General features: G+C 58.6%; 13 protein-coding genes and 1 other RNA gene. 9 read left to right on the top strand and 5 right to left on the bottom strand.

Annotated elements, in window-relative coordinates; all coding sequences use genetic code 11:
* Window positions 1–66: 66 nt before the first annotated feature.
* Complete coding sequence (locus AC07YV_RS04160) at window positions 67–1107, bottom strand: NADP(H)-dependent aldo-keto reductase (RefSeq protein ID WP_102698530.1); 1041 nt, start codon at window positions 1105–1107, stop codon at window positions 67–69.
* 246 nt (window positions 1108–1353) lie between these two features.
* Between AC07YV_RS04160 and rplM the strand changes: the two genes are divergently transcribed.
* The 7 genes from rplM to AC07YV_RS04125 all read left to right on the top strand — a co-directional run bounded on the left by rplM (window position 1354) and on the right by AC07YV_RS04125 (window position 6242).
* A complete protein-coding gene (rplM, locus tag AC07YV_RS04155; protein ID WP_007917032.1) occupies window positions 1354–1782 on the top strand; it encodes a 50S ribosomal protein L13 in 429 nt (142 codons plus the stop codon).
* Window positions 1783–1796: 14 nt separating this feature from the next.
* The gene (rpsI, locus tag AC07YV_RS04150) at window positions 1797–2189 is read left to right on the top strand and encodes a 30S ribosomal protein S9 (RefSeq protein WP_003228056.1); all 393 of its coding nucleotides are present in this window, start codon (window positions 1797–1799) and stop codon (window positions 2187–2189) included.
* Window positions 2190–2457: 268 nt separating this feature from the next.
* Window positions 2458–3051: a ubiquinol-cytochrome c reductase iron-sulfur subunit gene (gene petA / locus AC07YV_RS04145; protein ID WP_007972576.1), complete on the top strand. Its 594-nt coding sequence runs from the start codon at window positions 2458–2460 to the stop codon at window positions 3049–3051.
* Window positions 3051–4262: a cytochrome b gene (locus AC07YV_RS04140; RefSeq protein WP_034149536.1), complete on the top strand. Its 1212-nt coding sequence runs from the start codon at window positions 3051–3053 to the stop codon at window positions 4260–4262. The genes petA and AC07YV_RS04140 overlap by 1 nt, the downstream gene beginning before the upstream one ends.
* Window positions 4262–5044: a cytochrome c1 gene (locus AC07YV_RS04135; protein ID WP_102698529.1), complete on the top strand. Its 783-nt coding sequence runs from the start codon at window positions 4262–4264 to the stop codon at window positions 5042–5044. The genes AC07YV_RS04140 and AC07YV_RS04135 overlap by 1 nt, the downstream gene beginning before the upstream one ends.
* Window positions 5045–5194: 150 nt before the next feature.
* Window positions 5195–5812, top strand: coding sequence for a glutathione S-transferase N-terminal domain-containing protein (locus tag AC07YV_RS04130; protein ID WP_007972581.1), 618 nt, complete (start codon window positions 5195–5197; stop codon window positions 5810–5812).
* A gap of 16 nt (window positions 5813–5828) precedes the next feature.
* Entirely contained in the window at window positions 5829–6242 is a 414-nt protein-coding gene (locus AC07YV_RS04125; protein ID WP_007972582.1) for a ClpXP protease specificity-enhancing factor, read from the top strand.
* 165 nt (window positions 6243–6407) lie between these two features.
* Here AC07YV_RS04125 and AC07YV_RS04120 read toward each other — a convergent pair whose 3' ends face one another.
* The 4 genes from AC07YV_RS04120 to AC07YV_RS04105 all read right to left on the bottom strand — a co-directional run bounded on the left by AC07YV_RS04120 (window position 6408) and on the right by AC07YV_RS04105 (window position 9854).
* Window positions 6408–6986 (bottom strand): BON domain-containing protein, encoded by a 579-nt coding sequence (locus AC07YV_RS04120; protein ID WP_102698528.1) that lies wholly within the window; start codon window positions 6984–6986, stop codon window positions 6408–6410.
* Window positions 6983–7576, bottom strand: a complete 594-nt coding sequence (locus AC07YV_RS04115; protein ID WP_007972584.1) for a phosphoheptose isomerase — start codon at window positions 7574–7576, stop codon at window positions 6983–6985. The genes AC07YV_RS04120 and AC07YV_RS04115 overlap by 4 nt, the downstream gene beginning before the upstream one ends.
* Window positions 7577–7680: 104 nt before the next feature.
* The gene (locus AC07YV_RS04110; RefSeq protein ID WP_095965538.1) at window positions 7681–8043 is read right to left on the bottom strand and encodes a YraN family protein; all 363 of its coding nucleotides are present in this window, start codon (window positions 8041–8043) and stop codon (window positions 7681–7683) included.
* Window positions 8043–9854: a penicillin-binding protein activator gene (locus tag AC07YV_RS04105; RefSeq protein WP_102698527.1), complete on the bottom strand. Its 1812-nt coding sequence runs from the start codon at window positions 9852–9854 to the stop codon at window positions 8043–8045. Before AC07YV_RS04105 ends, AC07YV_RS04110 begins: the two co-directional genes overlap by 1 nt.
* A 177-nt stretch (window positions 9855–10031) precedes the next feature.
* On the opposite strand from AC07YV_RS04105, the gene rsmI reads away from it, so the two are divergent.
* Together rsmI and rnpB are read left to right on the top strand one after the other, a co-directional pair.
* Window positions 10032–10937, top strand: a complete 906-nt coding sequence (rsmI, locus tag AC07YV_RS04100; protein WP_173900780.1) for a 16S rRNA (cytidine(1402)-2'-O)-methyltransferase — start codon at window positions 10032–10034, stop codon at window positions 10935–10937.
* 75 nt (window positions 10938–11012) lie between these two features.
* An RNA gene (rnpB, locus tag AC07YV_RS04095) (RNase P RNA component class A) lies at window positions 11013–11366 on the top strand.
* The last annotated feature ends 131 nt before the right edge of the window (window positions 11367–11497 follow it).

Raw genomic sequence — 11497 nt, 5'->3', positions numbered from 1 at the left:
CGGCAGCTCCTACATGGGTTTGGCGTAAACCCTGTAGGAGCTGCCGCAGGCTGCGATCTTTTAAAATTATGGCGCAGGATTCGGATGATCCTGGTGAATCGCCTCGATCCCTTCCAGCACTTCCTCCGACAGCTTCAAGTCGAAACTGGCGATGTTGCTTTCCAGTTGCTCCATGGTGGTCGCGCCAATGATGTTGCTGGTCACGAACGGCTGCTGCGTCACGAACGCCAGGGCCATTTGCGCCGGGTCCAGGCCGTGTTCGCGAGCCAGGGCCACGTACCGGCTGCAGGCCGCTTCCGACTGTGGGTTGAAATAGCGGCTGAAGCGGCTGTAGAGGCTCAGGCGAGCTTTTGGCGGACGGGCGCCACCTTCGTACTTGCCTGACAGGAAACCGAACGCCAGCGGCGAATAGGCGAGCAGGCCGCACTGCTCGCGGATGGCGATCTCCGCCAGGCCGACTTCGAAGCTGCGATTGAGCAGGTTGTACGGGTTCTGGATCGATACGGCGCGCGGCCAGCCTCGGGCTTCGGCCAGGGCCAGGAAGCGCATGGTGCCCCACGGCGTCTCGTTGGACAGGCCGATGTGGCGGATCTTGCCGGCGCGGACCTGTTCGTCCAGCGCTTCGAGGGTGTCCTCCAGTGGCGTCAGGTTGGCCTCGATCTTGTGCTTGTAGCCGAGTACGCCGAAGAAGTTGGTGCTGCGCTCCGGCCAGTGCAGCTGGTACAGGTCGATGTAGTCGGTTTGCAGGCGCTTGAGGCTGGCGTCCACGGCTTCGGTGATGTGCTGCCGATTGTGCCGCAGGTTCTTGTCGCGGATGTAATCGATGGTGTTGCCGGGGCCGGCGATCTTGCTGGCCAGGATCCAGTCGGCGCGATCGCCGCGGCTTTTGAAGTAGTTACCGATGTAGCGTTCGGTGGTGGCGTAGGTTTCGGCCTTGGGCGGCACCGGGTACATTTCGGCGGTATCGATGAAGTTGATCCCGGCGCTCTTGGCTCGTTCAATCTGGGCGAAGGCGTCTGCCTCGCTGTTTTGCTCGCCCCAGGTCATGGTTCCGAGGCAGAGGGCACTCACGTTCAGATTGGTTCGGCCTAGCTGGCGATAGTCCATCGGGGTGCTCCTTGGGCAAAACAATCATAAAAGCAGGTTGAATTATTTTTCGCAATCTGCATAATTGCGCACCTCTTTCTGCAGTGGAAGTGATGCGCCGCCGCCGAAGAATCTTGCCGTTGAACGGACGCGCCGACCCGAGCCCCCGAAAGCGTCTGTATCCGGCTGCCTTTGACTTGTCAAAGTACGCACTATTCAGTAAGATCCGCCGTCTAATTTACAGGGCGGCCCCTGAGGCTATAAAGAATGAAGACTTTTACTGCTAAACCGGAAACAGTAAAGCGCGACTGGTTTGTCGTCGACGCTGCTGGTCAGACCCTGGGTCGTCTGGCCACCGAAATCGCGAGCCGTCTGCGTGGCAAGCACAAGCCTGAGTACACTCCTCACGTTGACACTGGCGACTACATCGTCGTAATCAACGCTGAGCAGATCCGTGTTACCGGTGCTAAAACCACTGACAAAATGTACTACTCCCACTCCGGTTTCCCGGGCGGCATCAAGTCGATCAACTTTGAAAAGCTGATCGCCAAGGCCCCTGAGCGCGTGATCGAGACCGCGGTAAAAGGCATGCTGCCTAAGAACCCGCTGGGTCGCGACATGTACCGTAAGCTGAAAGTCTATGCGGGCGCTGCACACCCACATACTGCTCAGCAGCCCCAAGAACTGAAGTTTTAACGGAATAGTACATTATGTCGGCGACTCAAAATTACGGCACTGGCCGTCGCAAGACCGCAACCGCACGCGTTTTCCTGCGTCCGGGTACTGGTAACATCTCCATCAACAACCGTTCGCTGGATAATTTCTTCGGCCGCGAAACTGCCCGCATGGTAGTTCGTCAGCCGCTGGAATTGACTGAGACTGTCGAGAAGTTCGACATCTACGTCACCGTGATCGGCGGTGGTGTGAGTGGTCAAGCTGGCGCAATCCGCCACGGCATCACTCGTGCTCTGATGGACTACGACGAGACTCTGCGCAGCGCCCTGCGTAAAGCCGGCTTCGTAACCCGCGATGCTCGTGAAGTTGAACGTAAGAAAGTCGGTCTGCGTAAAGCGCGTAAGCGTCCGCAGTACTCGAAGCGTTAATTCGCTTTCACGTTCAAAAAAGAACGCCCAGTTTCCTCACGGAGCTGGGCGTTTTTTTATGCCTGAGATTTATCAAAGAATTGCGCTGTGACAACTTGCCACATCCGTAGACGCCCTATACTCCAAGGCTTGAGGGTGGTGGGCTCCGGTAATTACCTTGTCAGAATTGGGGCTTTTCATTACCATTCGGCAAAATTTTTATAAGTACATAGTTTTACTTAGTAGATGCCTGATTTAACAGGCCACAAAGCTGATGGGAGAGGACTGAATGAGCAATGACGGCGTGAATACAGGCCGGCGTCGCTTCTTGGTAGCAGCCACATCCGTGGTGGGTGCTGCAGGAGCGGTGGGGGCTGCGGTCCCGTTCGTGGGGTCATGGTTTCCCAGTGCCAAGGCGAAAGCCGCTGGTGCACCGGTGAAAGTGAATGTCAGCAAAATCGAGCCAGGCCAGCAGATGATTGCTGAGTGGCGCGGTCAGCCGGTGTTCATCGTCCGCCGTACACCGGAAATCCTGGGGAATCTGAAAAAGATCGAAGGCGATCTCGCCGATCCTGATTCCAAACAATCGACGCAACCGGCTTATGTCAACCCGGAAACACGTTCGATCAAGCCAGAAGTTCTGCTGCTGATCGGCATTTGCACGCACTTGGGTTGTTCGCCTACTTTCCGTCCGGAAGTGGCACCTGCGGATCTTGGTCCGAAATGGGTAGGTGGATATTTCTGCCCGTGCCACGGCTCCCATTACGATCTGGCTGGCCGCGTCTACAAGTCGCAACCTGCGCCTTTGAACCTGCCAGTTCCCCCGCATTCCTATGAGACCGATGAGATCATTGTCATTGGCGTCGATACGGAGAAAGCGTGATGAGCAAGTTCATGGATTGGGTTGATGCGCGCTTTCCCGCGACCAAGATGTGGGAAGACCATCTCAGCAAGTATTACGCTCCGAAAAACTTCAACTTTTTCTACTTCTTTGGTTCCCTGGCATTGCTCGTTCTGGTCAACCAGATCGTTACCGGTGTCTGGCTGACCATGAGCTACACCCCGTCGGCGGAAGAGGCGTTTGCCTCTGTCGAATACATCATGCGCGACGTCGAGTACGGCTCGATCCTGCGTCTGCTGCACTCCACCGGCGCTTCGGCGTTCTTCATCGTGGTCTATCTGCACATGTTCCGTGGTCTGCTCTACGGTTCGTACCAGAAGCCGCGCGAGCTGGTGTGGGTCTTCGGCATGCTGATCTACCTGGCGCTGATGGCCGAAGCCTTCATGGGTTACCTGCTGCCGTGGGGCCAGATGTCCTACTGGGGTGCCCAGGTGATCATCTCGCTGTTCGGTGCGATCCCGGTCATCGGCAACGACCTGACCCAGTGGATTCGTGGTGACTACCTGATTTCCGGCATTACCCTGAACCGCTTCTTCGCCCTGCACGTGGTTGCCCTGCCGATCGTCATCCTCGGTCTGGTGGTACTGCACATCCTGGCGTTGCACGAAGTCGGTTCGAACAACCCGGACGGCGTGGACATCAAGAAGCACAAGGACGAAAACGGCATACCGCTGGACGGCATCGCCTTCCACCCGTACTACACCGTGAAAGATATCGTCGGCGTGGTGGTGTTCCTGTTCATCTTCTGCTCGATCGTGTTCTTCTTCCCGGAAATGGGTGGTTACTTCCTCGAGAAGCCGAACTTCGAAGTGGCGAACGCCTTCAAGACCCCAGAGCACATCGCTCCGGTCTGGTACTTCACCCCGTTCTACGCGATCTTGCGTGCGGTTCCGGACAAGCTCCTGGGTGTAATCGCCATGGGCGCGGCCATCGCTGTGCTGTTCGTGCTGCCGTGGCTCGATCGTAGCCCCGTCAAGTCCATGCGCTACAAGGGCTGGCTGAGCAAGATCTGGCTCTGGGTGTTCTGCATCTCGTTCGTGATCCTGGGTGTGTTGGGCGTGCTGGCTCCGACTCCAGGCCGTACGCTGCTGTCGCAGGTATGCACGTTCCTGTACTTCGCCTACTTCATTCTGATGCCGTTCTACACCAGGCTCGAGAAGACCAAACCGGTTCCGGAAAGGGTGACTGGCTGATGAAAAAACTATTTGCTGTATTGATGCTTGCTGCGCTGCCAGTGTTCGCTTTCGCAGCCGAACACGGTGGTCCTGAGCTGGAAAAAGTCGACATTGACGTTTCCGATAAGGCAGCCATGCAGGACGGTGCGCGTACGTTCGCCAACTATTGCATGGGTTGCCACAGTGCCAAGTTCCAGCGCTATGAGCGTGTTGCCGACGACCTGGGTATTCCCCATGAGTTGATGCTGGAGAAGCTGGTGTTCACAGGTGCCAAGATCGGTGACCACATGAGCATCGGCATGCAGCCTGCGGACGCCAAGGCCTGGTTTGGTGCTGCACCGCCAGACCTGACCCTGGTTGCCCGTGTGCGTGGCACTGACTGGCTCTACGGTTACCTGAAGTCGTTCTATGAAGATCCTTCGCGCCCATGGGGTGTGAACAACAAGGTCTTCCCGAACGTGGGCATGCCTAACGTCCTGGCCGGCCTGCAAGGTCGCCAGATAGTGGGATGCAAACAGGTTCCGATCGTCGAAGACGGCAAGAAGCAATATGATCCGCTGACCGGCACGCCGTTGACTCATGAAGCGTGCGATCAGCTGACCATCGTGCCGAAAAGCGGTGCTCTGACTGAAGAGCAGTTCGATGAGAAGGTCAAGAATCTGGTAACCTTCCTGGCTTACTCGGCTAACCCGGTTAAGCTGCAACATCAGCGCATCGGTACGTACGTATTGTTGTACCTGGCGTTCTTCTTCGTATTCGCTTACCTGCTCAAGCGCGAATACTGGAAAGACGTGCACTGATAAAGCTTCAAGCTATTGCTGTTAATCGCGCGCGCCCAAGGGCGCCTCTGAATAGGTAGCGATACTGGTGATCCAGTCGTTACGGGAGGCGCCCTCTGGGCGCGCTCGTTTTTCCGCTTTCGATAATTTCTACAAGCGAGGAGGATCGCCATGGGCGTGACCAATCGGTTGGCCTGTTACTCCGACCCCGCCGACCACTATTCCCACCGAGTGCGCATCGTACTGGCAGAGAAGGGTGTCAGCGCCGAGATCATTTACGTGGAAGCTGGACGCCAGCCGCCTAAACTGATTGAAGTGAACCCTTACGGCAGCTTGCCCACCCTGGTCGATCGCGACCTGGCGTTGTGGGAGTCGACTGTGGTGATGGAATATCTGGATGAGCGTTACCCGCACCCGCCGCTACTGCCGGTTTATCCCGTGGCGCGTGCCAACAGTCGCCTGCTGATACACCGCATTCAGCGGGACTGGTGTGGTCTGGTGGATCTGATTCTGGATTCGCGGACCAAGGAGGCGGCCCGTGCCGTGGCTCGCAAGGAGTTGCGCGAAAGCCTGACGGGTGTGTCGCCACTGTTTGCCGACAAGCCGTTTTTCCTCAGTGAGGAACAAAGCCTGGTGGACTGCTGCCTATTGCCAATACTCTGGCGATTGCCGATTCTGGGTATAGAACTGCCGCGGCCGGCCAAGCCGCTGCTTGATTATATGGAGCGCCAGTTTGCGCGTGAGGCTTTCCAGGCGAGTCTGTCTGGTGTCGAACGCGACATGCGCTAAGGCTTAAGGAGCCGCTATGAACTCCAGTCGACCTTATCTGGTCCGCGCGCTCTATGAGTGGATTGTGGACAACGATTGCACCCCGCATATGCTGGTCAATTCCGAGTATCCGTCGGTGCAGGTACCTCAAGGCTTTGCCAGTGACGGGCAGATCGTCCTGAACGTATCGCCACAAGCCGTGCGCCACTTGCACATGGACAACGAGGCGGTCAGTTTCGAGGGGCGCTTCGGTGGCGTGCCGCACACCTTGTACGTGCCTATCGCATCGATCCTGGGTATCTACGCCCGGGAGAACGGCCAGGGCATGGTGTTTGATCTGGAATCGCCGATGGGCGAGGACGACGACATCGAGCCGGATGACGACCTTCCGCCACCGGACAGCGAGCCACCGCGGCCAAGCGGTCGCCCCAGTTTGAAGGTGGTGAAGTAATAAAAAAGGCGATCCGGATGGATCGCCTTTTTTATTACTTCACCACCTTCAAACGATGTAGGAGCGAGCCTGCTCGCGATGGGCGTGAACGATGACGCGGGCTGTCTGAATGAGCGCATTCACCGGACGTTTTTCGCGAGCAAGCTCGCTCCTACAGGATGTGGATCAGTCGATGTACTCGAACAGCTTCACAATCTTCTGCACGCCGGATACGCCTTGCACCAGGTTGGTCGCCTGCGCAGCTTCCTGTTTGGTCAGCAGGCCCAGCAAGTAGACGATGCCGTTTTCAGTGACAACCTTGATGCGCGAACCAGGGATGTTCGCGTCAGCGAGCATCTGGGTCTTGATCTTGGTGGTCAGCCAGGTGTCATTCTGGCGCGCCAGCAGCGAAGAGGGGGCCATGATTTGCAGCTCGTTGTGCACCTGCTTCACGCGCTGGACTGCGGCGGCGGCCTGTTCGGCCTTGGCCTTGAGGTCTGCGCGTGGCGTTTGCCCGGCGAGCAGCACGACACCGTTGTAGCTGGTGACGACGATGTGCGAGTCCTTGTCCAGGGCCGGGTCGGCCTTGGCGATGTTCACGCCAACCTTGGTGTCGATCAGGGAGTCGTCGATCTTGCTGCCCAGTGTGCGAGTGCCGCGGTCATCTTCAATGGGTGCTTCACGGCTGGCAGTCACCACCGAGGTGCAACCGCTGATGCCGAGGCACAGAGTCAAGGCCAGTAGGCCAAGGCGATTAGGGGTCATTCTTCACTCCCGAACAATTGGCTGTCGATCAAGTCGCAAAGGCAATGGATCGCCAGCAGGTGGACTTCTTGAATACGAGCGGTGACGTTGGCCGGTACGCGAATCTCCACGTCCTCGGGCAACAGCAGCGACGCCATGCCGCCACCATCACGTCCCGTCAATGCTACGACAATCATTTCGCGATCATGTGCGGCCTGGATCGCTTGAATTATGTTGGCCGAGTTGCCGCTGGTGGAGATAGCCAGCAACACATCACCCGGTTGGCCCAGTGCGCGGATCTGCTTGGAGAAGATTTCGTTGTAGCTGTAGTCATTGGCGATCGAGGTGATCGTCGAGCTGTCGGTCGTCAAGGCGATGGCCGGCAGGCTCGGGCGCTCGCGCTCAAAGCGATTGAGCAGCTCGGACGAAAAGTGCTGGGCATCGCCGGCTGAGCCGCCGTTGCCACAGGAAAGCATTTTGCCTTCGTTGAGCAGGGCGTTGACCATGACCTGGCTGGCTTGCTCGATGTGCGGTGCAAGAACTTCCATCGCCTGTTGCTTGGTGTCGATACTGGCCTGAAAAAGCTGGCGAATTCGGGATTGCATGTCCATCTGTGTGACCTTAATTAGCGCGGCTGTTCGGCACGTGAATGTGCAGCCCGCAAAGCAAAGAGCAAAAGTGTTGGGTGATAGTGTCCGGTTCGTGATGCCGGTGATCAGCCGTCGAAGGCATTCTGCAGCCAGTTCAGCTGATCAAGGTGGCTGTCGATGGCAATCACGTCGAAGCGGCAAGGGGAATTGGCCCAGCGCGACTCGCGCTGAAGAAAATATTGCGCGGCGAAAATCAGCTTTTGCCGTTTGCGCTCATCGATGCTATCGAGCGCGCCACCCCATTGAGTGTCTTTTCGGTAGCGGACTTCAACGAATACTACTGTATCGCCATCTAGCATGACCAGATCAAGCTCGCCGCGTTTACACAACCAGTTCTGCGCCAGCAGGCGCAGACCCTGTTGTTGAAGATGCTCGAGCGCGTGGCGCTCGGCATCCATGCCGCTTTGCTGGCGTGACCTGTCAGGCATCAGCGGGCGGTATCCGGCAGGCGCTGGATCTGGCCATTGGCGAACTGGGCCCATGGCAACTGGCGCACGACCCGCTGGCTCTGAGTCATGCCGAGGCTGCCCGACTCACCGTCGATGCGGCTGTCCGGCAGAGACTTCAGCTGGCCGAGGCGCGGCGCCAGTCGATAGGCGTCCACGCCCATGGCGTACAGACGCCCCAGGCTACCGGCGGCTTGTGGCCATTGGGCGGTGACCTGGCGGCGCAGTGGGTCGTTGGCGTCCAGCAGCCAGGGTGTTTCGCAGAAGCGAATGCCGTTCATGTCGTTGTACTGGTTGACGTCGCCGCTGGCGCTGAATACGTGAGAGGTGGCGTAGACCGGTACATCGCCTGCGTACTGGAAGTTCAGGGTCGGTTTGATCTGTTGGGCCTGTTGCGGCGTTGCGGCGAGGAAGATGAATTCGATGTCCTGGCGGCGCGACGGCTGGGCCGCTACTTGCGAGCCAACAGTGCTTTGCAGGCTCTTGGCGCGACCTTCGCTCTGGCGCAGCTGGAACATGTCGGCAATCTGCTGGGCCAGCTGGACTGGTTGGTCGACGCGTTCGGTGGCGACGATGGTGCCGCCATTGGCTTGCCAATCCTGGCTGAACGCCTTGAGCACGCGATCGCCCCATTCGCCTTTCGGCACCATGATGGCTGCGCGATGCAGGCCGTCGGCGCGAGCGCGGCGCGACACTTCGCGGGCTTCGTCTTCTGCGGCAAGACCGAACTGGAACAGCTGCGCCGGGCCTTGATCGCCTTCGCTGTAGTTCAGCGCCAGGGTGGTGATCGGGAGTTGCGGGCGAGTGCTCAGCTGTTTGACCAGTGGTTTCTCCAGCGGGCCGACGACCAGTTGCACGCCATCGGCCTGGGCCTTGCGGTAGAACTCGTCCATGGACGTCAGGCGCGAGCTGTCATAAAACTCGATGGCAGGTGGTTTCTGCCCGGCCTGTTGTGCCTGGTAGTGGGCAGCCATGAAACCGTCGCGCAGTGCTTTGCCAACCGAGGCCAGCTGGCCATCCTGGGGCAGCAGCAGGCCAATCTTGCTCAAGGGCTGGCTGGCCAGTTCCTTGAGTTGGGTCAGTGGCTGCGGCAATTGAAGGGCGGCCGGGTGTTTCGGGTTCTGCGCGCGCCAGTTGTCGATGGCGGCCTGTTGCTGCTCCAGGGTGCCGGCGGATTTCACGGCCAGGGCCAGGGCCATCCAGCCGCCGAGATCGTCGGTGGAGTTCGGCTGCAATTGCGCGGTCGGCAGCGAAGCGATCAGGGTCCAGATCGCTTCGTGGTTTTTGCTCGCGGCTTCACCTTTAAGCATCGGGGCAATGAAAATGCGCTCGCGAGCGGCGGCGAGGGTCTGGCCATCGGCTTCCAGGGCGCGGGCGTGAACAGTGCCGGTGCGGACCTGTTGCTCGACGGGCAGTTCGCTCAAGTATTGCATGCTTGGGTGGCTCAAGGCGGCCAGTGCGGCCTTGGGCTGATTGCGGGTCATGGCCAGTTCGGCCGCCAGGGTGTTGGCGAAAATCTGTGGGCCCGGCTTGAGCTGCTCGACCGGGACCTGTTGCAGGATTTGCGCGGACTGGCCGGCATTGCCCTGGCGATAGGCCAGGTCGGCAGCGCTCAAGCGCAGAAGGGCGGCATCTTCCGCAGATTTGCTTTGGGCGGCCTTCTCAAGCAGTTGCTCGATACTGGCGTCCGGTGTCCGTGGAAGTTCGCCAAGGCTGGACGAGGGCGAGCTGGCGCAAGCCGCCAGCAAGGCAGCGAGGCAGAGGGCAGATAACAGCCGCAGGCAAGCGATCATGTAAGCGTTCCTGATACTCGATCAAATTAGCGTGGAATTGTACCCAAGCACTGGCCGGGGCGCGATGTTACTGGCGTGAATCGATCAATTTAGCTGGTGTAAATGTTGCGCCAGCGCACAAACGGTCGCCGATGCCTCGTTTGCTTGCGGGTATCGTGAGCCTCGCTACGCGCTACAATGGCGACTTTTACCGATCATGAGGTGTGCGCTTTGACTGCTCCAGGTGCTTTGAATTCTGCTGCTGGCTCGCTTTATGTGGTGGCGACGCCCATCGGCAACCTGGATGACATCAGTGCGCGGGCGCTGAAGATTCTACGTGAAGTTGCCTTGATCGCCGCGGAAGACACCCGTCATTCCCAGCGCTTGATGCAACACTTCGGCATTTCGACGCCATTGGCCGCCTGTCATGAACACAACGAGCGGGATGAAGGTAGTCGCTTTATCACGCGTCTGCTTGCCGGTGACAACGTGGCATTGATCTCTGACGCCGGGACGCCGCTGATTTCCGATCCGGGTTATCACTTGGTGCGACAGGCTCGAGCGGCAGGCATCAATGTGGTGCCGGTTCCGGGTGCCTGCGCCTTGATTGCGGCGTTGTCGGCGGCGGGGTTGCCTTCCGACCGTTTCATTTTCGAGGGCTTTCTCCCGGCCAAGGCGGTGGGGCGGCGAGCACGCCTCGAGCAGGTAAAGGAAGAACCTCGTACATTGATCTTCTATGAGGCCCCACATCGCATACTGGAGTGCCTGCAAGACATGGAGCTGGTGTTCGGCCCCGAGCGCCCGGCACTGCTTGCCCGTGAGCTGACCAAGACCTTTGAAACCCTCAAGGGGCTGCCTCTGGCCGAGCTGCGCGAGTTTGTCGAGTCGGACAGCAATCAGCAGCGCGGCGAGTGCGTCGTGTTGGTGGCGGGCTGGTCCGCCCCCGAGGAGGAGGGTGCTGTCAGCAGCGAGGCGATGCGCATCCTCAATCTGTTGCTCGAAGAAATGCCGCTCAAGCGTGCGGCGGCTTTGGCGGCGCAAATCACCGGCGAACGAAAGAATGTGCTGTATCAGATCGCGCTGGATAAGCAGAAGGGCGAGTAAAACCCGACGCGCAGGCGTGCGCACCGGCGCTTAACGCTTGTTCTTCGGGCGCTCTGCCGGTAACCTTCGCGGCGGAGAGTCGATCGGACAGTCGCTGCCCTCTATGAAAATTAGGGGGGGGAGGAAAGTCCGGGCTCCATAGGGCGAAGTGCCAGGTAATGCCTGGGAGGCGTGAGCCTACGGAAAGTGCCACAGAAAATAACCGCCTAAGCGCTTCGGCGCCGGTAAGGGTGAAAAGGTGCGGTAAGAGCGCACCGCACGTCTGGCAACAGTTCGTGGCTAGGTAAACCCCACTTGGAGCAAGACCAAATAGGGTCCCAAGGCGTGGCCCGCGCTGGGACCGGGTAGGTTGCTAAAGATGTCCAGTGATGGCCATCGTAGACGAATGACTGTTCAAGACAGAACCCGGCTTACAGATCGACTCTCCACCTTTTTCTCCCCTCTGCTTAAATCATTGAGCAAGGGGATTGGTGATAGCAATTTCCCTCCTTGCACATTCATCCGCAGAACCTCTTTTGTAATACCAAAAAAATCTTACTCTTAATAAATTACTTTAACTT

This window comes from Pseudomonas sp. GW456-E7, assembly GCF_059424105.1.
The sequence above is the reverse complement of the archived record's forward strand: the minus strand, read 5'-3'. Positions and strand labels throughout refer to the sequence as shown.